Below are 23709 nucleotides of genomic sequence, written 5' to 3' on the forward strand. Positions count from 1 at the left end.
TGGACGCTCCGCGCGCCAACCCCGTGACGTTCGGACGAATTTGCTATTGTAACCCGAACCCGTTTACAGATTGCGCCGGTTTCTCGGTTACAACCGCATACCACGCCTCGCGGCCGGCTCAGGGCGGTGCGGCGCCGCGAAGGCCCGTTGTTTGCATCCAACGCCGGTTGCAATGCAACCCTTGAAGCTAGGCAGGATTACGCGGACGTTTACAATGGCGGCTGCCAAACTATCTCGATATTGGCTCGCGGTGCGCGATCCGCAGACTATCCTTTTTCATGACTCATTCTGTTTTGCGTTCACCGCACGAACCCTTGGAACACCTGACCGTCGCCGAGCGTAACGCCCGCAACGCCAAGCTTTCGAGCTACGCGAACCGGCCGCTCGCCTTTTTGCTGAGCTACATCCGACGCCACCCGGTCGCGCACGCCATCGTGCTCGCGAGCGTGTTCGCGGCGGTTGGCTGCGCGCTGGCGTCGCAATACGCCATCAAGCACCTCATCGACGTGCTCGGCATGGGGCGCAACCATCCTGGGCCGCTCTGGGCCGCCTTCGCCATCCTGGTCGGCCTGATCGCCGCCGACAATTTGCTCTGGCGCGTCGGCGGCTGGGTCGCCGCGCATGCGTTCGTCAACGTCACGGGCGATCTGCGCCGCGACCTCTTCCAATACCTGAGCGGCCACGCGCCGACTTACTTCGCCGAACGCCAGCCCGGTACGCTCGCGAGCCGCATCACGGCGACGTCGAATGCGGTCTACACGTCCGAGAACACGATGGCATGGAACGTCTTGCCGCCGTGCATCGCCGTGATCGGCGCGATCGTCATGACGATCACCGTCAACCCTGTCATGGCCGGTTGCCTGCTGTTGTGCTCGGCAATACTGGCCCTCGTGCTGTACCGGCTCGCCGGTCGAGGCTCCTCGAGACATCAGAACTTTGCGTCGAAAGCGGCGGCCGTCGACGGCGAGCTCGTCGACGTCATCAGCAACATGAGCCTCGTGCGCGCGTTCGGCATGACCTTTCGCGAGCAACGCCGGTTCGGCGCGACGGTCAAGGCGGAAATGGACGCGCGCCAGCAAAGTCTGCTCTACCTCGAGCGGCTGCGTCTTCTGCACGCCGCCATCACCGCGCTGCTGTCGGCCGGGCTGCTCGGCTGGGCGCTCTGGCTCTGGAATCAGGGACGGGCGACTTCGGGCGACATCGTGCTCGTCAGCTCGCTCGGCTTTACGATCCTGCACGGCACGCGCGATCTCGCCGTGGCGCTCGTCGACGTGACGCAGCACGTGGCGCGGCTCGCCGAGGCGGTCAAGACGCTGCTTGAACCGCACGGCATGCCTGATCGCGAGAACGCAACGGAACTCATGGCCAAGGGCGGGCGCGTCGAGTTCGAGAAGGTCACGTTCGCCTATCCGCGGCGGCGCCCGATTCTCGATCACTTCGACTTGCAGATCGAGGCGGGGCAGCGCGTCGGGCTCGTCGGCAAGTCCGGCGCCGGCAAGTCGACCGTGCTCGCGCTGCTGCAGCGCTTTTACGACGCGCAGGGCGGCTCGATCAAGATCGACGGCCAGGATATCGGCTCGGTCACGCAAGACAGCCTGCGTCATTCCATCGCGCTGGTGCCGCAAGACATCGCCCTCTTTCACCGCACCGTCTACGAGAACATCGCCTACGGCCGGCCTGAGGCGAGCCGCGACGAAGTCTATGCCGCCGCGCGCGAAGCGCGTTGCACGGATTTCATCGAGGCAATGCCGGAGGGATTCGACACGATCGTCGGCGATCGCGGCGTCAAGCTTTCGGGCGGCCAGCGGCAACGGATCGCCATCGCCCGGGCGATCTTGAAGAACGCACCGATCCTGCTGCTCGACGAGGCGACCTCCGCGCTCGACAGCGCCTCGGAAGAGGCGATCCAGCAGGCGCTCGACAGGTTGATGGTAGGCCGCACCGTCATTGCGATCGCGCACCGACTTTCCACGCTGCAGAACTTCGATCGCATCATCGTCATGAGCGCCGGCAAAGTCATCGACGACGGCACGCCCGAGGCGCTTCGCAACCGTCCCGGGATCTACCGTGATCTGCTGGCGAAGCAGCACGGCAAGAGCGCGCTGCCGCATCCGGGCGGGCACAAGGTCGACGAACGCGTCGCCTGAGGGCAGTCGGACCCGTCGTTCGTTTTGGAGCGACCTACGGCGTCACGCGGCAATCGCGCCGCGGGCGTCACGCGGCAATCGCGCCGCGCGTCGGCCTTGTCTTGGCCGTCCGCCGCTTTTCGCCGGCGGCGCGCAGATCCCGCATGAAATTGTCGCGCCACACCGAGACGTTGTTCTCGCGCAGTTGCGCGATCATGTCGCGATAGCGCGCGCGGCGCTCCGCGAGCGGCATGGCGAGCGCCTCCCCGAGCGCGTCGGCCATGCCGTCGATGTCGATCGGATTGACGATCAGCGCGCCCGACAGCTCCTCCGCCGCACCGGCGAAGCAAGACAGCACGAGCACGCCAGGGTCGTCCGGATCCTGCGCCGATACATATTCCTTCGCGACCAGATTCATTCCGTCGCGCAGCGGGGTCACATAGCCGACGTGCGACTGGCGGAACAGCGCGGCCAGCACGGAGCGCTCGTACTGGCGATGGATGTAGCGGATCGGCGTCCAGTCGAGCTCGGCGAACCGACCGTTGATCCGTCCTGATTCCGCTTCGAGTCTCAACCGAATGTCCTGATAGGCGTGCATGTCGGCCCGCGTGGGCGGGGCGATCTGCACGAACGACACTTGGTTGCGGCAGGCGGGCGAGCGGTCGAGCAGGCGCTCGAACGCGCGAAAGCGCTCCACGAGCCCCTTCGAGTAGTCGAGCCGGTCCACGCTCATGATGAGCTTGCGATCGTGCAGCGTCGCCTTCATCGTCCGTACCGGCTTGCCGCGCGTGCCCGCTTTCGCGAGTTGCGCGACTTCGTCGGGATAAACACCAATCGGATAGGCGGCCGCGCGCAGGGTTCGGCCGAACGCGCGCACCGTTGCCGGCGCGGGCGCGAGGCCGGGCTCGACTTCCCCGCCGGCCTCGCTGACGATGTAGTCGCTGAACGCGCGCAGATCGCGCTGCGTCTGAAAGCCGAGCAGATCGAACGAGCAAAGCGCCTTGACAAGCTCGCGATGCGGCGGCACCGACAGCAGCACTTGCGCGGCAGGGAAAGGGATGTGAAGAAAGAAGCCGATCCGATTCTTCACGCCGGCCGCCCGCAATGCCTCGGCGAACGGGATCAGGTGATAGTCATGGACCCAGATGACGTCATCGGCCTGCAGAAGCGGCACGAGTTGCTGCGCGAGCCAGGCGTTCACGCGGCAGTACCCCTCGAAGTCATGACGATCGTACTGGATCAGGTCGGGCCGATAGTGAAACGCTGGCCAAAGCGTGGCGTTCGAAAAACCGCGATAGTACTGGTCGTAGTCACGGCGCACGAGGCCGATGGTGGCAAACGTCACTGGGCCGCGCTCGACCACCTGCATATGCGGCTGGCCCGACGAAAGCACATCGCCGCTCCAACCGAACCACATGCCACCGGTTTCCTTCAGCGCGTCGTAGACGCCCACCGCAAGACCGCCCGCGGCCGGGCCGCCTTCGGAAATCGGCGCGACGCGGTTCGAAACTATGATCAGGCGGCTCATGTATGTTTTTTTGCGGGTGCGACCAATGACGCGAGCCATGCGTGGAAAGCGCCGACAGACTCGATGCGCGCCCGCGCGGCCGTTTCGCCCGCGCCGACCTTGATCGACAGACCGCCCCGCGCATTGACGACGGCGAAGCCCTTCTCGTCCGTGAGATCGTCGCCCGCGAAAACCGGCATGCGTCCGGCAAATGGAGGCTCGTCGAGAAACGCCGCGATCGCGCGGCCTTTGTCGACGTTCTTCGGCTTGATCTCATAGACCATCTTGCCCGGCTGCAGCACGAACGCGTCGGCATGCCGCTCGACGAGGCGTTTCGTCGCCTCTCGAGCGATGGGCTCGACGAGCGGCGCATTGCGATAGTGAAGCGCCAGCGAGGCCCCCTTGATTTCGAGCAGCGTGCCCGGGTTGGCCTTGATGACGTCGGCCAGCTCGCGCTCCATACGCAGCAGCCGGTCGTCGTCGAAGCCGAGACGGACGACGTCGCCGTTCGCGTCGCGCCGCTCGGCGCCATGCAGCCCGGCCGCGGGCAAATCGGTCATGCCGAGAAAAGCGTCGATGCTATCGAGGCCGCGCCCCGAGACCACGGCCACCGCCCCCTTGGACAAGCGCCGCAATTCGGCGAGCGATTCGACCATCGCAGGCGGTACGAGCACGCCGTCGGGCGTCGGCGCGATCTCGACGAGCGTGCCGTCGAAATCGAAGAAAAATGCAGTCTCGCTTGGAGACAAAAAAGCCGGTAACGATTGCATCAGCGTTCTTCGTGTAACGGCTCCCTCGGCGTCCGCCGCCGTTCGAGCCGGTAAGGTTTGCGCATCTTACCGCGCATTGCGGCCGATTTCGAGGAACGGCGGCCGGGCGGCGGCAAGGTGCGGACGAACAGCTATCTTGCACTTTTTCTGCGTCAAATTGTCTCTCCTTAGGGCCTAAACCGTGCGGTCGCCTGCGGCGCGGCCGCTTTTGCGCTATAGTCGCTGCCGCCGTGCCAGGACGCCGAGCTTGCCGCGGCCGAAGCGAAACGCCACGCTCGCCGCCTCCTGAGGAGACGACCTAGGGGCGCCGCTGCCCCTCTTCGAGATACGGATGTCGCTACGTCTTCGAGTGCGTTCGCCGTCAGGCAAACCGTACGTTCTTTCTTCCGCCACCTCGCCGCTTGGCTCGCCACGCATCGCGATCCGCTATGCCAAGCGCCTTGCCGCCGCGCTGGCCTGCGCGGCGCTCGCTTCCGGCTGTTCGCCGAGCGGCCCACCGTGGCAATTGACCAACGTGACGGGGCACTTGCCTGACCTGAAGTTCTCGCTGACGGACGACGACGGCAAGCCGGTGGACGCATCCGCCTTCAAAGGCGAGACGACGCTCGTCTATTTCGGCTACACGCATTGCCCCGACGTATGCCCGGAGACGATGGCGCGCCTGATGCAGGTGCTCGCCAAGCTCGGCGACAACGAGGCACAGCATGTGCGGATTCTGTTCATCTCCGTCGATCCGGCGCGCGATACGCCGCAGGCCCTGCACGCGTACGTCGACGCATTCGACGCCAAGCATGCACGGGGCCTGACGGGCACCGATCGGCAGATCGAGTCGCTCGCGCGCCGCTACCGCGTGGCCTATCAGATGGAAAAGCGCGATCCGAATGGCAACTACGAGGTGACGCACAGCTCGGCTGTCTACATCTTCGACGCCCAAGGCCGCGCTCGACTCCTAGCGACCAGCAGCGATACGCCGGACGCGATTGCACACGATCTACGCCGCGTCATCGATACGACAACATCGTGATTCTCAAGACCATTGCCGAGGAATTCGTTTCCCACCAGCCCAAGGACCTTGCTCCTGCCGATCAAAATGACGACGAAACTGCAAGCGATCGCTCACCGTACCGTACTCGCGGCCGCCGGCTGCGCCATCACGCTCGTTTTCGCGGCGGCCGCGCATGCGGCTGACGCTTCGCGCCTGACCGCGGAGAACGGCTGGGTGCGCTGGCTACCGAACAACCTGCCTGCCGCCGGCTACGTGACGATCACGAATCCCGGCGACAAACCCGTCGACCTCACCGCCGCCTCCAGCCCTGACTACGGCAGCGTCATGCTGCACGAAACCGTGTCCAACGGATCGACCTCGCAAATGCAAATGGTCGACAAGGCAACGGTACCCGCACACGGAGCGCTCAAGATCGCACCGGGCGGCTATCACTTCATGCTCGAGCAAGCACGTCACAAGGTCGCCCCGGGCGATACCGTCCGGCTCAAGCTGCAGTTCTCCGACGGCACGGAACTCGAGACGCCGTTCAAAGTCAAGCGCCCCGGCGAGGCCCAGTAAGCCGATCGGGCGATAGAGATGGATCTGCTCGTCTGGCTCGAACCTTGGGAGCCGTCGCCCACCGTCGTCATCGCGATTGTCGGCGCCGCGATCCTCTTCGTTCGCGGCGTGCGGCATGCGCGCGTATCGCCGCTGCGGCAGGCGGCATTCTGGTTCGGGCTCGTGGCGCTCTACGTCGTGCTGCACACCCGGCTCGATTATTACTTCGAGCACGAGTTCTTCATGCATCGCCTGCAGCATCTCGTGCTGCACCACCTTGGTCCGTTCTTCATCGCTTGGTCGTACCCCGGTGCCGCGCTCAGGGCCGGCATTCCGTTCAACTGGCGACAACGCTTTCTCAAGCGGGCCACGCGGACGAAACCGATGCGCATCGCGTTCGACGTGATCTTTCATCCCGTCGTCGCCGTCGTGCTGTTCGTCGGGCTCATCTATTTCTGGCTACTCTCGCCGATCCACTTCAAGGCGATGCTCGATTGGCGGCTTTATCGCGTCATGAACTGGAGCATGGCGATCGACGGCCTGCTTTTCTGGTGGCTGGTGCTCGACCCGCGCCCCGCCCCGCCGGCGCGGCTCGCTCCGGGCCGACGCATCATGATGGTCATCGCAGCGATCCCGCCGCAGATCGTGCTGGGCGCGCTGATCTTCTTCACGCCGCGCGAGCTGTATCCCATTTACTCGATATGCGGCCGTGCGTTCACCTGGATCAGCCCGATTCGCGATCAACAAATCGGCGGTCTGTTGATCTGGATCCCGGGTTCGATGATGAGCGTAATCGGCGCCTTGGTCGCGCTGCGCCATTGGATGCGGCTTTCGGCCCGCGCGCGATTGCGTGAGGAGCGTGCGTCGCTCGGTCAGCGCCCACAATCGGCCCCTCGGGACCTGCCGGTGAGTTCGTCGAATCGCACGGAAGGCGGTGAGGCGAGTCGGCTTTGAGTTGGCGCAGCCAGTTCATGTCGGTCTCGTTGGCACGCACACGCGATACGAGCGACGTTCGAGCGGGCGCGCGTCAGGCCGAGCGCATCCAGACGTGAGGAATACCGTCCTCGTCGTGAATATCGGATGTCGGTCGAAAGCCGAATGCGCCATAAAACGGCTGCAGATGAGCTTGCGCATGAAGGCTGATCGCCGCGTTCGGCCATTGCGACGCGATATGCTTCAGCGCCTGCTCGAGCATCGCGTTGCCGAGCCCGATGCCGCGAAACTCCGCCGTGGTCAGCACGCGGCCGATACGGACGTCCGGGTGCGTCTCGTCGGGCAGCAGCACGCGCAGATAACCCGCGAGCGTCGACCGGCCTTCGATCGGCATGAAAGCGAAAAGATGCCATGCGTCTTTGTCGATCCCGTCGATATCGCCATAAACGCAGTTCTGCTCGACGACGAAGACTTTGCTGCGCGCCTCCAGCATCTCGTAGACGTCAGCGGCGCTCAGTTCGGAAAACGGCTTCCACCGCCATTCGATTTCGTTCAGGCGGCTTCTTTGACGGTCGTTCATGAATCGGGTGCAAAATGAGGGCAAGTCGCGATTATCCCGCATCCCGCCGCGCTACGACAAATGCCACGCGCGCGCTGATGCGCCCTGTGACGCGCGAGCCGAAACCTCTCTAAGCGAAGGCGCCGACTCGCACGCCGATCGCCAGCATCAGCGCTCGATCGCAGGCTTACGCCGAAACCGCTCGCGATATTGCAGCGGCGTGACCCCGAGCTGCTTTGCAAACACGGCCCGCATGCGGTCCGCGATCCCGAACCCGCTCTCCCACGCAACCACCTTGAGCGGCGCGTCGCCGCCCTCGAGCAACTGCCGCGCCGCATCGAGGCGCGCGCGTTCGATGAACTCATGCGGCGTGAGCTGGGTTTCCTGCACGAAAACGCGTGCGAAGTTCCGCTCGCTCATGCCGGCGACCTCTGCGAGCTGACGCACCGTGAACTTATCTCTTCAGCGTTCCGCTCGACATATCATCGAACGTCGCTTCGAACGTCGCGTCGGGCAGGAGCGTCATGCCGTTCGACGCGCGTAGCGCATCCCGCGTCGCCGCGACGAGCGTCACCCGGTAACGATCGGCCGGCGCGAGAAAGCGGTTTGCCTCAGAAAAAACATCGATTGGGCCGGCGACATCGAGCGCTTGTACGCCTGGAAATATGGCGACCGCTACGGACTTCATTCTCGTTGCCTTTCTCGTCGAAACGGGCGTTCCTTTTACGCTCGAAGGCTGCATCGGGCAATGCTGCCCGATGGCAGCAATCGTCGTGCGCTTGGCAGTGTTCGATGGTCGTCTTGCGTTGCCGCTCGACTGTGCTTCGCCAATACTCGGTTTCACCGACAACCTACGGACGCTTGGCCAAGCAGCATATCAAAATGCGCGAAAAGCCACGAGCGCTCCGGCATCCTCAAGGAGTCCTAACCGTGAGCACGACGATCGCAGGCATTAAGATCCCCGACAGCGCCATGGCCCGCGCGGCCACCGAATTCGTTCGCGATACGGAGCCCGACTTGCTCTATCACCACTCGCGGCGCGTGTTTCTTTTCGGCGCGTTGACGGGCGAACGCGAAGGTCTCAAATATGATCCAGAACTGCTTTATATCGGAGCGATGTTCCATGACGTGGGACTGGTCGAGGCCTATAGCAGCGCGACCGAACGGTTCGAAGTCGATGGCGCGAACGCGGCGCGGGACTTTCTCAAGCAATACGGCGTGAGCGAATACGACATCGAGCAGGTATGGACTTCCATTGCCTTGCATACGACGCCTGGCATCCCGAAGCACATGAAGCCCGTTGTCGCTTTAGTGACGGCAGGCGTCGAAATGGATGTGCTCGGACTCGCATACGACGCGTTCACGGAAGCGCAGCGCACTCAGGTGGTTGCCGCGCATCCGCGCGTCGAGACATTCAAGAACGACATCATCGACGCGTTCACGCGCGGCACGATCAAGAAGCCGGAGACCACGTTCGGAAACGTGAAAGCCGACGTGCTCGCGCTGCGCGATCCGACTTACAAGCGCCTCAACTTCTGCGAAATTATTCTCGGCTCCGCGTGGGATGATCGGCACGAGCATGCGCATGGGGTTGCGTGCGGATGTCACGACCAGGACGGCACGGGGTCATGAGCGCGCGTGCCCCTTCTGGTGCGACTACGATGCGGAGTTTGTGCGTGCTCTATACAACGAAAATAATAAGCGCGTCTCGCCTCACGATGCAGATCGTGCGTCACACGGCAACCGCGTGTTGCCTGATCTCCGCGATCTTTTCGGCGCCGATCTTCTCCTTCGCCATCTCCGTGTCGTAGTGCGTCTGAAGGTTCATCCAGCTTTGTGGATCAACGCCAAAGAAGGCACCCAACCGCACGGCCGTATCGGCCGTAATGGCGCGGCCGTGCCTGATGATCTCGTTAATACGCCGTGGCGGCACGCCGATCGCCTTTGCCAGGGCATACTGCGAAATGCCCATCGGCTCAAGCCACTCGAGCGCCAGAATCTCGCCAGGTGTCGCCAACGGAACTTGCCTTGCCATAGTAGGTCTCTCACACGACATGTTAATGGTAGTCGACGATTTCCACATCGGTCGCATTGCCGTTTGCAAATCTGAAGCACACGCGCCACCGGCCGTTGATACGGATGCTGTACTGTCCGCGCCGATCCCCCTTGAGGGCTTCGAGCAAGTTGCCCGGCGGAATCTTCAAGAAGTCCAAATCAGCCGCCGCGTGCAACTGCTGCAACTTGCGCATTGCCACGCTCTCGATGTTGATGAACCGGGCAACCCTCTTGCCGAGAAAGAGCCGCTCAGTGTCGCGACACTTGAACGATGTAATCATGTCTATCTAGATAGTAACGTCCTACGTTATTAACGTCAAGCGTTATCACCGGCTCGCATGACTTCAAAGTATGAGGTCATGACAACCGGGCTGGTCGAGCCGCTTGCGCTCGACCTTCATGACGGGCCTGGCCGCGCATCGCCGCAATCGATAAATCCGCCTCGCTCGGACTACGAACCGGGCGGCTCCGCAGTCTGCGAAGTTACGAGACGGTGCAGCCATTCGCGGAAGCTGGATGCGACAAGCTCGCGTTGCGCGTCGTCATGCCAGATGCGAATAACCTGCCCGTACGTCCCGCCTTCCGCACCATCCAACACGCGCTCTGCAGCCATAAAACAACCGAGCCTCGCTCCGGCTCTGCGGTTGTCACTCATATGGCAACCACGCAGCGAAAAACTGACTTCCTTATATCCATCTCCGTTTTCCCCGGGAAAAGTCGTCATGCGACTGCGGGAAGATGGCGTGCTGGTCGAGTGGTAGGTGCGCCACGGACTACTTCTAGGACCAAATAACAAAGGTCGACCCACTCGGTAGGAGGTCGAATCGTTACTGCCTTTCCTGTAACACCCAGAGTTCCAGACCGAGCGGGATTGCGACGATACGGCGCAGAAAAAAAAGCCTGACAAGTCAGGGCTCTATATGGAGGCATGAGCCGGAGTCGAACCGGCCTGCGCGGCTTTGCGGGCCGCCTCTTCTCTTTACAATCAAACGCTTAGGATGAACACCCCATCAGCCACCCTCCAACGTATTAGCTGCGTCAATGCTAACCGCACGCCGTTGGCGGAATTGACAACAAGACGAACTGTTGGCATGATCGCCAACATGAAAGCACGATTGATCCATCGCGACAGGATGGCATTCGATGACGGTGCCATCGTCGAGATGGTCATTTGGGAAGTGCCGACGCCGGTAGAGGGCAGCTCGCATTGCTATAAATATCGGTTGTTCTATGGCTACGCCGGCAGTCGTGTCGTTGGATACGACAATGAGCGGCCCAAAGGCGATCATCGGCACGTCGACGGCGTCGAAGAGCCCTATCGATTCACGGGCCCGGAAGAACTGATCCGGGAGTTCATTGCGGAAGTCACGCGCAGGAGGGCAACATGAAAACTGCCACTATTCGCATCCGTCGGGACACAGCTACTGCGCTCGCGGAGATGGGCGAGCATTTCATCAGCGCCTGGCACGAAGGCGAGTCCGACACGGATACATTCGAGTTTGAATCGCCAAAAGCGCTCTTTTCCGTGCTGACGCCGAAGCGCTGGGAGTTGATGGAGCGTCTGCAGGCGCTCGGCGAGATCAGCTTGCGCGCGCTCGCGCGCAGTCTCGAGCGCGATGTCAAACGAGTTCATGAAGACGCTGCCGTATTACTTGAGTGGGGCCTGATCGAGCGCACGGCGCACGGCAAACTCCATGTGCCCTACGACAAGATTCATACAGAGTTCGATCTACTCGCGGCCGCCTAACGATGAGATCGCTTTACGTCGAACTGCGATCGCATCGTAAAAAAACGCAAAAAAGCCCCAACGGCGCAAACCGTCAGGGCTTCGATGTTTGGAGGCGCGAGCCGGAGTCGAACCGGCCTACACGGCTTTGCAGGCCGCTGCATAACCGCTTTGCTATCGCGCCGTAAGCGGGTCATCCGATCGTTGCCGCGGCATGCCGCGCAGCGATTCGTCGATTTTCTCGATTGGCGCCGGCACTGGCCGCCAAACAAAAAGGGAAGCCAAGCTTCCCCTATACCTGGAGCGGGAGACGAGTCTCGAACTCGCGACCTCAACCTTGGCAAGGTTGCGCTCTACCAACTGAGCTACTCCCGCTTCGAACTTGCGTTCACCAACCTGCTCGCACAACGCTCATCGCCATACACCACCGCGAGATCGTCATGCCAAAAAACCTGGAGCGGGAAACGAGTCTCGAACTCGCGACCTCAACCTTGGCAAGGTTGCGCTCTACCAACTGAGCTATTCCCGCATCGGCTCGACAGCGCCGACATAAACAAGCGCGCCGAAGAAACGAGATTATGTATAAGCCACTGAATCGTGTCAATACCTTCGTTGAGGCCCCGTTTCGTCCAGGCGGCTGAGGACCGTCTCGACCGCGCGCATCAGCGACTTAGAATCAGAATCGCGTCTCACGCGAAGCGCGCAAGAACGAATCGAGCAGCGGCGTGCAGTCGAGCAATTCAGGGCCGCCCGCGCGATGGAACTCGGGATGCCACTGCACGCCCATGACAAACGGAGCACGCCGGTACCGGACGGCTTCGATGAGCCCGTCCTCCGACGACACGGCCTCCACGTTCAGATCGCGTCCGAGTGTCTTGACGGCTTGATGGTGGATCGAGTTCACGAGCGCCTCGTGACGCCCCGGAAACATGTTCACCAGCGTCGAGCCCTGCGGAAAGCGCACGGCATGCCGATGTTGGTCGTAGCGCTCGTTGACATGAACGCCGGCCGTCGGCACTTCGGTCGCAATATCCTGATAGAGCGTGCCGCCGAACGCGACGTTGATCAATTGGCACCCGCGGCAGATCCCGAGCACCGGCTTGCCCGATTCGATGAACTCATAGAGCAGCTCGAGCTCGTACATGTCGCGCACACGATCGCCGGGCCACTCGGCGCTAGCCTCCGTTCCAGCGTACGTTTGCGGCGAAACGTCGGCGCCGCCTTGCAGCAGCAAGCCGTCGAGATGCTTCGCATAATCGCGCAAGCGGATATTGCTCGGATGGAGCATCCCCTGATGGCCGACCGTCGGAATCATGAACACCATCACGTCGCGCGACATCACCCAGTGCGCAACCGATTCCTCGAGATACTGCAGCGTTTTGCCGCGCAGCCCCACGGCCCCTGGCTCGGGGTGAAAGATCCGCGCGGAAACGCCGATGCGCAGCGTGCGCTGCGTGATTCGCTGTCCCGCACGATCGAACAGGCGCCGCGCCCGCGCCACCATCGTGCGGCCGAACACGCTCCACGGCGAATCGCTTTGCTTCAAATAGGCGGGCTTCTCGGGCGGGGGAACCGCGCCCGGCGGCGGCGGGCGCGGTGTGTCGAAATCGGGTTGCGAGCCGAAGCCAGGAGGCGGTGCGCCGCGCGCGGCGGCGGCCTCCCGTTCCTGCTGCAGTTGCAGTTCGGCGCTCTGCTCCGCAGCCGCTTCTTGTTCTGCCGTCTCGCGCGCCGCCGTCACGCGTGCCTCCGCCGCTTCGGCAGCGTGCGATGGCGGGCTCGATGCGGGCTCCACCGCCGATGCGCTCTCGAGCGTATCGCTCGACGCACGCTCGGCCGCTTCGGCGGTCGCGGAATCCGCCGGCGAAGAGCCGCGCATCGCCCCAGCGGCGACGGAATCCGCGCCCGCGCCGACGGGAGGGTCGCTCGCGACCGTATCGGTCGATGCACGGACGGTGTGCCTCGATGAAGACGGCGAAGGCGGCGACGCCGACGAAGCCTGAGCCGCGGCACCGGCGTCAGCACCCGCAGGCGGCAAGGCCGGGCCAGGACGCGCGGAAGACTGCGAAGTGTCGGGGGAGTTGCTGGAAGAAGAGGAAGTGTCCGGGCTGGGACGCGGGGCGTTCGGTGGCGTGTTTTCGCTCATGACGATGGGCAGGCGCGCGTCGCACGCAATTGGCGATCTAAGAACCCCTATTATCCGCCACCGCACAAAGCCCCCGCAATGCGGAGCGGAAAGGCTGACCAGATTTCGAGGCGGGTATCGCGGCGCGCCCTTCGCCACGATCGGCCCCATACGGGCTCGACTGCTCGCAGCTACAATGCGGGCAGCCTGGCTGGCAAAAACGGTGCCGATCGGGCCCGCGAAAGACGAACGTCCGCAGGCCGACTAACGGCAGTAAAAAGCGCGCCGATGCGCATTCTTCGGCCAAATACTGAACGAACGACGATACCCATGACCTCCCATTTCGCCCCCTTTCCGCCGCTCGCGCGCCTCGCGGCCGATCTGGTCTCGGGTGCGACGACGAGCCGCGCCCTCGTCGAAACCGCGCTCGAACGTATCGCCGATCCGGCGGGCCAAGGCTCGACCGTCTTCCTGCAAGTCGATGCCGCCGCCGCCCGCGCCGCGGCCGATGCGCACGATCGGCTGCGCGCGGCGGGCACCGTTCTGTCCCCGCTCGCCGGCATTCCCGTGTCGGTCAAGGACCTCTTCGATATAGCCGGTCAAGTGACCCGCGCCGGCTCCCGCGCGCTGGCCGGCGCGCCGCCGGCCAGCGCCGATGCGCCCGTCGTGGCGCGGTTGCGGCGCGCGGGCGCGGTCATCGTCGGAAGAACCAACATGACGGAGTTTGCTTTCTCCGGGCTCGGGCTCAACCCGCATTACGGCACCCCGCTTTCCCCGTACGGTCGCGGCACCGCCGGGGACGCCCCCTCTCGGGGGCTCACTGAGACAGTGGACGTTCCCTCGGGGGACGAGCGGATCGCGGGCGGATCCTCGTCCGGCGCCGCGGCCTCGGTTGCCGACGGAATGGCGGCCGTGGCGCTCGCGACCGATACGGGCGGCTCCATCCGGATTCCCGCGGCGTTCACGGGCCTGACAGGCTTCAAGCCGACCGCGAGCCGCATTCCTCGAGAAGGCGCCGTGCCGCTCTCGAAGACGCTCGATTCGTTCGGACCGATCGGCGTTTCGGCCGCCTGTTGCGCGCTCGTCGACAGGATCCTCGCCGGCCTCGAGCCGCGCGTACCGGCCGCGCGCCAGATCGAAGGTTTGCGCCTCGGCGTGCTGACGCATTATGTGACGGACGACGTCGAGGCGCCCGTCGCCTCCGCGCTCGATGCGGCGCTCAAGCATCTCGAAGCGGCCGGCGCGATCCTGTCCGACGTGCGCTTCGCCCCGCTCGAGCGGCTACCCGGCGCCGGCCGCTATGCCCTCTCCGCGATCGAGGCCTGTGCCTGGCATCGCCCGCTGATTGCCGCTCACCGCGATGAATACGATCCCCGCGTGCTGTCGCGAATCCTGAAAGCCGAGACGGCGAGCGCGAGCGACTACATCGACCTGCTCGCGGAACGCGCGGAACTCATCGAGGCAGCGCATGAAACGCTGTGGCAACATTTCGATGCGATCGTAGCGCCGACTGTGCCGATCGTGCCCCCGCGCCTTGCCGATTGCGATCGCAGCGACAGCGAGTACGCCCGCATCAACGCGCTCGTGCTGCGCAATCCGAGCGTGTTCAACATGCTCGACGCCTGCGCGATCTCGCTGCCCTGCCATCCGCGCGGTGACGCCCCCGTCGGGCTGATGCTGGCCGGCGCGCCGCACGGCGACGAGGCACTGTTCGGCGTTGCCCTCGCCGTCGAACGCGTCTTGGCGTCGATCCGATAGTTCCGTAGCCCCGCCGCTTCGAATAAACGTCGAACGCTCGAGCGAACTCGGCACGGACGCGGTAGGCTGCAGGTTTTTTGCCAATGACCTGACGAAACGGAAACGGCCTCGCCCGTCTACGCATCGTCGAAAAAGGAGCTTTCGCTTCATGAACGATTTGCTTTCGCAACGCCGCGAGCGCCGCCTGCTCGTCCTGCTGGGCATCGTCTGCCTGGGCCTCGTCGGCGGCGCGCTGTACCTGCAGTACGCAAAAGGTGAGGACCCTTGCCCACTTTGCATCATCCAGCGCTATTTCTTCATTTTCGTTGCCATCTTTGCGTTCGCCGGCGCAGCATTCGACGGCTGGCGCGGCATCGCCTTCTTCGAGACGCTGATCGCCATCATCGCCGCGGCCGGCATCGGCACGGCCGCCCGCCATCTCTACATCCAGCTTCATCCCGGCTTCAGTTGCGGATTCGATGCACTGCAGCCCGTCGTCGACGGCCTGCCGCCCGCGCATTGGCTCCCGAGCGTCTTCAAGGTCGCCGGCCTTTGCGAAACCGTCTACCCGCCGATTTTCGGGATCCTGCTGCCCGGCTGGGCGCTCATTGCTTTCGGCCTGACCTTCGTGCCCGTTGTCGCAAGCCTCTGGGGCCGGCGCGCGCGCCGTCGACGGTTGAAAGCGATCTGACCTGATTTCGCTGAGATTTCGCCGGATATGACCTCCGCGCTTCGAGCGCGGCCTTTTCTGGCATGGCCTGTTGCTCGGGTTCGGCCTATGCGGCTGCTCGCAACTTCCTCGCGCGGGGCGTCGTACTTATCGGTGAGCTGATAGCCCGCATCAGCGTCGGGCGATCCGCTCGGCAATTTGCAGTGCTATCTTCTTCACGGATGGCGATCCACGTGCGCGAAACCGGTCCTAGGCCGGCGCGAAGCGTAACGCGCGCCTGATCCATATCACCAAGGATTCGGCCATGACGACGCATCCCATCCGTTTTTATTACCGCGGAGCCATCCGCGAAGTGCACGGCGTCCCGCCCACCCAGACCGTGCTTCAACACCTGCGTGAAAACGTGCGCTGCACCGGCACGAAGGAAGGCTGTGCCGAGGGCGATTGCGGTGCCTGCACGGTCGTGACCGGAGAGCTCGACTCGCATGGCGAGCTCGTGTTGAAAGCCGTCAACGCATGCATTCAATTCCTGCCCACGCTCGATGGCCGCGCGCTCTTCACGGTCGAGGATCTGCGGGGCCCAGAGGGTTCGCTGCATCCCGTGCAACGCGCGCTCGTCGACTGCCATGGGTCGCAATGCGGTTTTTGCACGCCGGGATTCACGATGTCGATGTGGGCGCTCTACGAGAATCATCCGCGCGCGGCCGGATTGCCGACGCGCGAAGAAATTGCGACGGCGCTATCGGGCAATCTCTGCCGCTGCACGGGCTACCGGCCGATCGTCGATGCCGCGCAAGCGATGTTCGACGAGGAGCGCTACCCTCGCCCGACGCTCGATCGTCACGCGGTCGCCGACGCGTTGCGCAAGATTCGCCGCGCCGATACGTTCGAGTACGCGGGCCCCGACGTGCGCGGCGCTGAGTTCGGCCACCCGGTGTTTCGGGCACCGGTGTCGCTCGACGGCTTCGCCCGGTTGCGCGCCGAGCACCCGCACGCACGCGTGCTCGCGGGCAGCACGGACGTCGGCCTTTGGGTGACGAAGCAGATGCGTGAACTGGGCGACGTGCTTTACATCGGCAATGTGGCCGAACTGAAAACCATCGAGCGCGACGCCACGACGCTGACCATCGGCGCCGCCGCGACGCTCGAAGACGCCTACGCCGAACTCGTCGGCGATTACCCGGAGCTCGCCGAGCTCGCGAAGCGCTTCGCGTCGCTGCCGATCCGAAATGCGGGCACGCTCGGCGGCAACATCGCGAACGGCTCGCCGATCGGCGATTCGATGCCGGCATTGATCGCGCTCGGCGCCGAGGTCGTCTTGCGCCGCGGCGACGCAACGCGCACGCTGCCGCTCGAAGCGTTCTATCTGGGCTATCAGAAAACAGCGCTGGAGCCGGGCGAATTCGTCGCGGCGCTGCGCGTGCCGCGCCCGGGACCACGCTTGCGCTTTCGCACCTACAAAGTCTCCAAGCGCTACGATCAGGACATCTCGGCCGTTTGCGGCGCGTTCGCGCTCGAGATCGAAGACGGCTCGATCGTCTCGGCGCGCGTCGCCTTCGGCGGCATGGCAGCGACGCCCCAACGCGCGAGCCGCGCCGAAACCGCGCTCGCGGGCGCTCAGTGGGACGCTGAATGCGCCCATCGCGCAATGGAGGCGCTCGCCAGCGATTACGTGCCGCTCACCGACATGCGTGCGTCGAGCGGTTATCGGACGAAGGTCGCGCGCAATCTGCTGTGGCGCTTTTACCTTGAAACGCGCGAAGCATCGCCGCTCGCGCTCGCGCAAGTCGACGCATTCGCTTTCGGCGGGGACGAGGCCGATCTTGCGGAGCAGGCTGCCGGGAGGGACTTGCAATGACTGCGCGAATCCATGCATCGACAAGCAGCGCTGGCGCGCGCGCCAGCGCTGCAACGCACGCGGACGTCGCGATCGGCGTGCCGCTGCCGCACGAATCGGCCGAGTTGCACGTGAGCGGCGAAGCCGCCTACACCGACGATCTGCCCGAACTCGCCGGCACGCTTCATGTCGCGCTCGGCCTCTCGAGGTATGCGCACGCGCGCATCGCATCGCTCGACCTTTCGGCAGTCCGAGCCGCGCCCGGTGTGGTCGAAGTATTGACGGCGGCCGACATACCCGGCGAGAACAACTGCGGCCCGGTCTTGCACGACGATCCGATCCTCGCCGAGGACACGGTCTTCTACCTCGGCCAGCCGGTCTTCGCGGTGATCGCGACGAGCCGCGAGCTCGCTCGCCGCGCGGCCGCGCTTGCGAAAAGCGACGACGTCGTGCGCTACGAGCCGCTCGAAGCCGTACTGACGGTCGCCGCCGCACGCGAGCGTAGGCAGTACGTGCTGCCGCCGCTTCATCTGACGCGCGGCGAGCCGGCCGCGAAGATCGCAGCCGCGGCCCATCGCCTGCAAGGTGAGTTCGAGGTGGGCGGACAAGAGCAGTTCTATCTCGAAGGGCAGATCGCCTATGCGATCCCGAAGGAAAACGCCGGCATGCTCGTCTACAGCTCGACTCAGCATCCGAGCGAAATGCAGCAGGTCGTCGCGCATATGCTCGGCCGGCCCGCGCATAACGTCGTTTGCGAATGCCGACGCATGGGCGGCGGCTTCGGCGGCAAGGAATCGCAATCGGCGGTATTCGCCTGCATCGCGGCGCTCGCCGCCGATCGGCTCAGGCGCCCGGTCAAGCTGCGCCCCGATCGCGACGACGATTTCATGATCACCGGCAAGCGCCATGACGCGGTCTACCGCTATGAAGTCGGCTTCGACGACGACGGACGCATTCTCGGCACGCGTGTCGAAATCGCCTTGCGCGCGGGCTACTCGGCCGACTTGTCGGGCGCCGTCGCCACGCGCGCGGTCTGTCATTTCGATAACGCCTACTACCTCGCCGACGTCGACATCGTCGCGCTTTGCTGCAAGACGAACACGCAGTCGAATACGGCGTTTCGCGGCTTTGGCGGACCGCAGGGCGCGCTCGTCATGGAAGTCATGCTCGATGCTGTCGCGCGCGAACTCGGCCGCGATCCGCTCGACGTGAGAATGGCGAACTACTACGGTATCGGCGAGCGCGACCTGACGCCGTATGGTCAGCGCGTGGGGGACAACGTGCTCGCCCCGCTCACCGCTCAACTGCTCGAGTCGAGCGACTATCGCCAGCGACGCGCCGCGCTTGGCGAGTTCAATCGACGAAGCCCTGTGCTCAAGCGCGGAATCGCGATGACGCCGGTCAAGTTCGGTATTTCGTTTAACGTGCCATTCCTCAATCAGGCCGGCGCGCTCGTGCACGTTTATCGCGACGGCTCCGTGCTCGTCAATCACGGCGGAACGGAAATGGGTCAGGGCGTCAATACGAAAGTCGCGCAGGTCGTCGCCGGCGAGCTCGGGCTGCCACTGACTCAGGTGCGCGTGAGCGCGACCGACACGTCGAAGGTTGCCAATACCTCGGCGACGGCCGCCTCGACCGGAAGTGACCTCAACGGCAAGGCGGCCGAGGCCGCCGCTCGCACAATACGCGAGCGGCTCGCCGAGCTGGCCGCGAAAATCCTCGGCGGCGATCCCGCCGAGGTGCGCTTCGAAAACGCCACGGTCGAGGCAGGCGGGGCGTCGATGCCGTTCGCGCAACTCGTCAACGAAGCCTATCTCTCTCGCGTGCAGCTCTGGTCCGACGGCTTCTACGCAACGCCGAAAGTGCATTGGGATTCGAAGACGCTGACGGGTCACCCGTTTTACTATTTTGCCTATGGCGCCGCCGTCTCCGAGGTCGTCGTCGATACGCTGACGGGCGAATGGAAGCTCTTGCGCGCCGACTTGCTGCACGACGTCGGCCGTTCGATCAATCCGGCCATCGATATCGGCCAGATCGAAGGCGGCTTCGTTCAAGGCATGGGATGGCTCACGACCGAAGAGCTCTGGTGGAATCATGAGGGTCGCCTCATGACGCATGCGCCGTCGACCTACAAGATTCCTGCCGTGAGCGACGTGCCCGCCGATTTTCACACGGCGCTCTATCGCAACGAAAACGCCGAGCCGACCGTGTTCCGCTCGAAGGCTGTCGGCGAGCCGCCGCTGCTGCTCGCATTCTCGGTCTTCCTCGCGCTCCGCGATGCCGTGTCCGCCTGCGTGCCGGATGCGCAGGCCGCGCCGCTACTCAGGGCGCCCGCGACGCCCGAAGCGATTCTCGATGCCATCGCTGCCCTGGAAGCATCGCGAGCCGGTGACGCAGTGACCGCAAACGGCACAGCGACGACGGCCACTGCCGATTCCTCCAACGATGCAAGCGAAGCCGTGCCGGGCGATGTGCTCGGCGCCGACTGACGAGAGATCAGGATCCAGATGCATACGTGGCTCACCGATTTGCAGCATCTGCTCGCGCACGGCGACGCCGCCGTGCTCGTGACCGTGGCGCGCATCGAAGGCTCGGCGCCGCGCGAAGCAGGCGCAAAGATGATCGTCACGCGCGACGCCGCACGGCACACCATCGGCGGCGGACATCTCGAATGGCGCGCCATCGAGATCGCGCGCGAGGTGCTGCGCGACGGCATGCGCGTACCGCATCTGCGCCGGCTAGAGCGATTCGCGCTGGGGCCGAGTCTCGGACAGTGCTGCGGGGGTGCCGTCGTGCTCGCATTCGAGCGCCTCGATGTCGGCGATCTCGGATGGGTGGCGACATTGGCGAAACGGCTGCAAGCGGGCGCAAGCTGCGTGCGCACCGTGTCGTTCGGCCCCCCGCTCGACGGCGTGCAGCTTTCAGACCCCGAGCCGGGCACGGTGACGCCCGATTGCCTGCTCTGGGACGGCGCCGGTTTCGACGAAGGCAACGCGCTGCTGACCGAAACGATCGTGCCGCGCGAATTTCCCGTCGTCGTTTTCGGGGCCGGCCATGTCGGCGCGGCGCTCGTGCGCGTGCTCGCGACGTTGCCCTGCCGCGTGCGCTGGGTCGACGAGCGTGATGCGCAGTTCGGGCAGCATGTGCGGCCGAACGAGTTTGCCAACGTGACGATCGACGCGAACGATGCGCCCGACGAAGCCGTCGACGACGCGGAACCCGGCACCTACTTCGTCGTCATGACGCATAACCACGCGCGCGACCTTGCGCTCGCGGAACGCATCCTGCGGCGCGGCGACTTCGCGTTCTTCGGCATGATCGGCTCGCGCACGAAGCGCCGCAAATTCGAGCACCGGCTCGCGGCCGTCGGCATCGATCCCGCGATCGTCGCTAGAATGCACTGCCCGATCGGCATCGAAGGCATCGCCGACAAATCGCCCGAAATCATCGCGATCGCCGTGGCCGCGCAATTGCTGCAAGCGGTCGAGGCGGTACGCGGGAAACGCGGCGGCGCCGAGACATCGTCCGCATCGCACGCTACTCATCGACCCACGATCGACCATGACACCGACATTCGCTAAAAAAATCGCCGGCGCGCCGAAGGCCGAACTGCACATCCATATCGAGGGCTCGCTCGAGCCTGAGCTCATTTTCAAGCTCGCGAAACGCAACGGGGTAAAGCTCGCCTATGACTCGATCGAAGCGCTTCGCGCCGCCTATGCCTTCACCGATCTGCAATCGTTCCTCGACATCTACTACGCCGGTGCGACCGTCTTGCTGACCGAAGAGGACTTCTACGAGATGACGGCGGCCTATGTCGAGCGCGCGCTGGCCGATCACGTCGTGCACGCCGAGATCTTCTTCGATCCCCAAACCCATACCGAGCGCGGCGTCTCGATCGCCACCGCGGTGGCCGGCATCGAACGTGCGCTGGCCGTTGCGGAGCGGCGCGGACTCACGAGCCGCCTCATTCTTTGCTTTCTGCGGCATCTCTCGGAAGAGGATGCACTGACTACGTTCGAAGCCGCGCTACCCGTCTTCGACGAGTACGCGCACCGGCTCGTCGGCGTCGGCCTCGACTCGTCGGAGCGCGGCCATCCGCCCTCAAAGTTCGAGCGTGTGTTCGCGAAGGCCCGCGCACGGGGACTGAAGACTGTCGCCCATGCAGGCGAGGAAGGTCCGCCGTCCTATGTCTACGAGGCACTCGATTTGCTCGAGGTCGATCGCATCGATCACGGCGTGCGCAGCATCGAGGACCCGGCGCTCGTCGCACGGCTTGCCGAGACACGCGTTCCATTGACCGTCTGCCCACTGTCGAACCTGAAGCTGCGAGTCTTCGACGACATGAAGCAGCACACGTTGAAGACATTGCTCTCGCACGGCGTGGCCGTGACGATCAATTCGGATGATCCGGCTTACTTCGGCGGTTATGTTAACGCGAACTACTTGAGCGCTGCCGAAGCGCTCGACCTGACCGATGCCGAAGTCCATACGATTCTGCGCAATGGCTTCGAAGCATCGTTTGTCCCCGCCGACGAGCGCGCCGCATCGATCGCGAAGCTGGACGAGTACTGGCGCCGATGACGTAAGCCGCCGCCGCACTCCGGTGCATGTCGACGCTGCCTGCGGCTACGAGCGCGCCGCGCAGCATGCTATCGACAGGCGAGCAGCGCGGCATCGCGGTATGAGAAGAGATACGAAATCATGAGTGACAAAGGCAACCGCATCACGCAACGCATCGCCTATCGTGCAAAGCTCCTTTCGTTCAGGGGCGATCCCGCGCACGCGGACGACGCAGTCGACTTCGAGGACGATGGTCTGCTCATCGTCGAGGATGGGCGCGTGGTGGCGCGCGGTGCCTATGGCTCGCTTGCGGCGCAATTGACGCCGGCAACGGAAGTTCGCGACTTGCGCGGCAAGATGATCGTACCGGGCTTCATCGATACCCATCTGCACTACCCGCAGACGGACATGATCGCCTCGCCGGCGCCTGGGCTCTTGCCATGGCTCGAAAGCTACACGTTCCCGACCGAGCGCCGCTTTGCCGAGCTCGCCCATGCGGAGGAGACGGCGAACTTCTTCCTCGATCAATTGCTCTCGTGCGGGACGACGACGGCGCTCGTCTACTGCACGGTACACAAGCAATCGGCGGACGCGCTTTTTGCGGCAAGCGAAGCACGAAATCTGCGCATGATCGCGGGGAAGGTGCTGATGGACCGCAATTGTCCCGACTACCTCCGCGATACGGCGCAATCGGGCTACGACGATAGCGCTGAACTCATCGCGCGCTGGCATGGCCGCGGACGGCAACTCTACGCGCTCACGCCGCGCTTCGCGCCGACTTCGACGCCGGAGCAGCTGGAAGCGTGCGGCGCGCTCGCACGCGAGCACGCCGACGTGTTCATTCAGACGCATGTCGCGGAAAACGTCGACGAAGTGAAGTGGGTCGCCGAGCTCTTCCCCGGACACCGCAGCTACCTCGACGTCTACGATCGCCGCGGATTGCTGCGCCGTCGTGCCATTTACGGGCACTGCATTCACTTCGACGAGAACGATCGCCTACGAATGGCCGAAGCAGGCGCCGTCGCCTCGCACTGCCCTACGTCGAACCTTTTTCTTGGCAGCGGCCTCTTCGATATGGCGAAGGCCGACGCCAGCAGCATGCCGGTCGCGCTCGGCACCGACGTCGGCGGCGGCACATCGTTTTCGATGCTGCAAACGATGAACGAAGCGCACAAGGTCGCCCGCATGACGGGCCATCATCTGACGGCCACGCGCATGTTCTGGCTCGCGACGGCGGGTGCCGCGCAAGCCCTCGATCTGGGCGCTACGATCGGCACGCTCGCACCGCGGACGGAAGCCGACTTCGTCGTGCTCGACCCCGAGGCGACGCCGCTCATGGCGCGCCGCACGGCGCGCGCGGAATCGCTCGAGGAATGGCTTTTTGCATTCGCGCTACTGGGCGACGATCGGGCGGTGTACGAGACCTACGCCGCCGGATCGTGCGTTCATCGGCGCGACGAAAATTCCGAGGGGCAATGAAGAATTTACGGCTAGTCGATTCAGGATTGCGGACACGCCGGCTTTTTTGAGCCAACTCGCCTGTCGCGAAAAGATCGGACTG

21 protein-coding genes, 3 tRNA genes and 1 pseudogene are annotated in these 23709 nt (G+C 64.2%); 14 read left to right on the forward strand and 11 right to left on the reverse strand.

All coding sequences use genetic code 11. The features are described 5' to 3' along the window. Positions 1-278: 278 nt before the first annotated feature. Positions 279-2147 carry an ABC transporter ATP-binding protein gene (locus tag B0G57_RS20315; RefSeq protein WP_189595318.1) on the forward strand — a complete coding sequence of 623 codons (1869 nt, stop codon included), beginning with the start codon at positions 279-281 and terminating at the stop codon, positions 2145-2147. 67 nt (positions 2148-2214) lie between these two features. Here the strand turns inward: B0G57_RS20315 and otsA are convergent, their stop codons facing one another. Then, the gene (gene otsA / locus B0G57_RS20320; protein WP_018440591.1) at positions 2215-3654 is read right to left on the reverse strand and encodes an alpha,alpha-trehalose-phosphate synthase (UDP-forming); all 1440 of its coding nucleotides are present in this window, start codon (positions 3652-3654) and stop codon (positions 2215-2217) included. Beyond that, positions 3651-4403, reverse strand: a complete 753-nt coding sequence (gene otsB / locus B0G57_RS20325) for a trehalose-phosphatase (protein ID WP_018440590.1) — start codon at positions 4401-4403, stop codon at positions 3651-3653. Before otsB ends, otsA begins: the two co-directional genes overlap by 4 nt. A 331-nt stretch (positions 4404-4734) precedes the next feature. Here otsB and B0G57_RS20330 point away from each other — a divergent pair, with 331 nt between their 5' ends. The 3 genes from B0G57_RS20330 to B0G57_RS20340 all read left to right on the forward strand — a co-directional run bounded on the left by B0G57_RS20330 (position 4735) and on the right by B0G57_RS20340 (position 6900). Then, the gene (locus tag B0G57_RS20330) at positions 4735-5427 is read left to right on the forward strand and encodes an SCO family protein (RefSeq protein ID WP_018440588.1); all 693 of its coding nucleotides are present in this window, start codon (positions 4735-4737) and stop codon (positions 5425-5427) included. A 66-nt stretch (positions 5428-5493) separates the two neighbouring features. After that, positions 5494-5967, forward strand: coding sequence for a copper chaperone PCu(A)C (locus B0G57_RS20335; RefSeq protein WP_026229652.1), 474 nt, complete (start codon positions 5494-5496; stop codon positions 5965-5967). Positions 5968-5985: 18 nt separating this feature from the next. Beyond that, a complete protein-coding gene (locus B0G57_RS20340; RefSeq protein ID WP_018440586.1) occupies positions 5986-6900 on the forward strand; it encodes a cytochrome c oxidase assembly protein in 915 nt (304 codons plus the stop codon). A 73-nt stretch (positions 6901-6973) separates the two neighbouring features. Here the strand turns inward: B0G57_RS20340 and B0G57_RS20345 are convergent, their stop codons facing one another. The 3 genes and pseudogenes from B0G57_RS20345 to B0G57_RS32495 form a co-directional block, all read right to left on the reverse strand. Further along, positions 6974-7459, reverse strand: coding sequence for a GNAT family N-acetyltransferase (locus B0G57_RS20345; protein WP_018440585.1), 486 nt, complete (start codon positions 7457-7459; stop codon positions 6974-6976). A 147-nt stretch (positions 7460-7606) separates the two neighbouring features. Continuing rightward, positions 7607-7897 (reverse strand): annotated as a pseudogene (locus tag B0G57_RS32490) (helix-turn-helix domain-containing protein); the annotation flags it as partial. Next, the gene (locus B0G57_RS32495) at positions 7893-8126 is read right to left on the reverse strand and encodes a type 1 glutamine amidotransferase family protein (RefSeq protein ID WP_026229650.1); all 234 of its coding nucleotides are present in this window, start codon (positions 8124-8126) and stop codon (positions 7893-7895) included. The pseudogene B0G57_RS32490 and the gene B0G57_RS32495, both read right to left, overlap by 5 nt. A 242-nt stretch (positions 8127-8368) precedes the next feature. Between B0G57_RS32495 and B0G57_RS20360 the strand changes: the two genes are divergently transcribed. Next, positions 8369-9070: an HD domain-containing protein gene (locus B0G57_RS20360; protein WP_051090025.1), complete on the forward strand. Its 702-nt coding sequence runs from the start codon at positions 8369-8371 to the stop codon at positions 9068-9070. Between the two features lie 100 nt (positions 9071-9170). Here B0G57_RS20360 and B0G57_RS20365 read toward each other — a convergent pair whose 3' ends face one another. Continuing rightward, positions 9171-9473 (reverse strand): HigA family addiction module antitoxin, encoded by a 303-nt coding sequence (locus B0G57_RS20365; protein ID WP_018440583.1) that lies wholly within the window; start codon positions 9471-9473, stop codon positions 9171-9173. Between the two features lie 22 nt (positions 9474-9495). Further along, a complete protein-coding gene (locus B0G57_RS20370) occupies positions 9496-9774 on the reverse strand; it encodes a type II toxin-antitoxin system RelE/ParE family toxin (RefSeq protein ID WP_018440582.1) in 279 nt (92 codons plus the stop codon). Between the two features lie 822 nt (positions 9775-10596). Here B0G57_RS20370 and B0G57_RS20375 point away from each other — a divergent pair. Together B0G57_RS20375 and B0G57_RS20380 are read left to right on the forward strand one after the other, a co-directional pair. Further along, positions 10597-10881, forward strand: coding sequence for a toxin-antitoxin system TumE family protein (locus tag B0G57_RS20375; RefSeq protein WP_035468612.1), 285 nt, complete (start codon positions 10597-10599; stop codon positions 10879-10881). After that, the gene (locus tag B0G57_RS20380) at positions 10878-11240 is read left to right on the forward strand and encodes an HVO_A0114 family putative DNA-binding protein (RefSeq protein ID WP_026229649.1); all 363 of its coding nucleotides are present in this window, start codon (positions 10878-10880) and stop codon (positions 11238-11240) included. Before B0G57_RS20375 ends, B0G57_RS20380 begins: the two co-directional genes overlap by 4 nt. Before the next feature lie 89 nt (positions 11241-11329). Here the strand turns inward: B0G57_RS20380 and B0G57_RS20385 are convergent. The 4 genes from B0G57_RS20385 to B0G57_RS20400 all read right to left on the reverse strand — a co-directional run bounded on the left by B0G57_RS20385 (position 11330) and on the right by B0G57_RS20400 (position 13362). Next, positions 11330-11403 (reverse strand) — tRNA-Cys (locus B0G57_RS20385). A gap of 115 nt (positions 11404-11518) precedes the next feature. Then, positions 11519-11594 (reverse strand) — tRNA-Gly (locus B0G57_RS20390). Between the two features lie 78 nt (positions 11595-11672). Further along, positions 11673-11748, reverse strand: a tRNA-Gly gene (locus tag B0G57_RS20395). A gap of 147 nt (positions 11749-11895) precedes the next feature. Further along, the gene (locus tag B0G57_RS20400; protein ID WP_026229648.1) at positions 11896-13362 is read right to left on the reverse strand and encodes a gamma-glutamyl-gamma-aminobutyrate hydrolase family protein; all 1467 of its coding nucleotides are present in this window, start codon (positions 13360-13362) and stop codon (positions 11896-11898) included. A 309-nt stretch (positions 13363-13671) separates the two neighbouring features. Between B0G57_RS20400 and B0G57_RS20405 the strand changes: the two genes are divergently transcribed. The 7 genes from B0G57_RS20405 to guaD all read left to right on the forward strand — a co-directional run bounded on the left by B0G57_RS20405 (position 13672) and on the right by guaD (position 23627). Further along, entirely contained in the window at positions 13672-15099 is a 1428-nt protein-coding gene (locus B0G57_RS20405) for an amidase (RefSeq protein ID WP_018440577.1), read from the forward strand. A gap of 148 nt (positions 15100-15247) precedes the next feature. Then, positions 15248-15769: a disulfide bond formation protein B gene (locus B0G57_RS20410; RefSeq protein ID WP_018440576.1), complete on the forward strand. Its 522-nt coding sequence runs from the start codon at positions 15248-15250 to the stop codon at positions 15767-15769. Positions 15770-16052: 283 nt separating this feature from the next. Beyond that, entirely contained in the window at positions 16053-17606 is a 1554-nt protein-coding gene (xdhA, locus tag B0G57_RS20415; RefSeq protein ID WP_018440575.1) for a xanthine dehydrogenase small subunit, read from the forward strand. Then, complete coding sequence (gene xdhB / locus B0G57_RS20420; RefSeq protein WP_018440574.1) at positions 17603-20074, forward strand: xanthine dehydrogenase molybdopterin binding subunit; 2472 nt, start codon at positions 17603-17605, stop codon at positions 20072-20074. Before xdhA ends, xdhB begins: the two co-directional genes overlap by 4 nt. An 18-nt stretch (positions 20075-20092) precedes the next feature. Next, positions 20093-21166, forward strand: coding sequence for a xanthine dehydrogenase accessory protein XdhC (xdhC, locus tag B0G57_RS20425; RefSeq protein ID WP_018440573.1), 1074 nt, complete (start codon positions 20093-20095; stop codon positions 21164-21166). Further along, positions 21147-22169, forward strand: a complete 1023-nt coding sequence (locus tag B0G57_RS20430) for an adenosine deaminase (protein WP_018440572.1) — start codon at positions 21147-21149, stop codon at positions 22167-22169. The genes xdhC and B0G57_RS20430 overlap by 20 nt, the downstream gene beginning before the upstream one ends. A 120-nt stretch (positions 22170-22289) precedes the next feature. After that, entirely contained in the window at positions 22290-23627 is a 1338-nt protein-coding gene (guaD, locus tag B0G57_RS20435; RefSeq protein WP_018440571.1) for a guanine deaminase, read from the forward strand. The last annotated feature ends 82 nt before the right edge of the window (positions 23628-23709 follow it).

Source organism: Trinickia symbiotica, assembly GCF_002934455.1.
GTDB classification, from domain to species: domain Bacteria; phylum Pseudomonadota; class Gammaproteobacteria; order Burkholderiales; family Burkholderiaceae; genus Trinickia; species Trinickia symbiotica.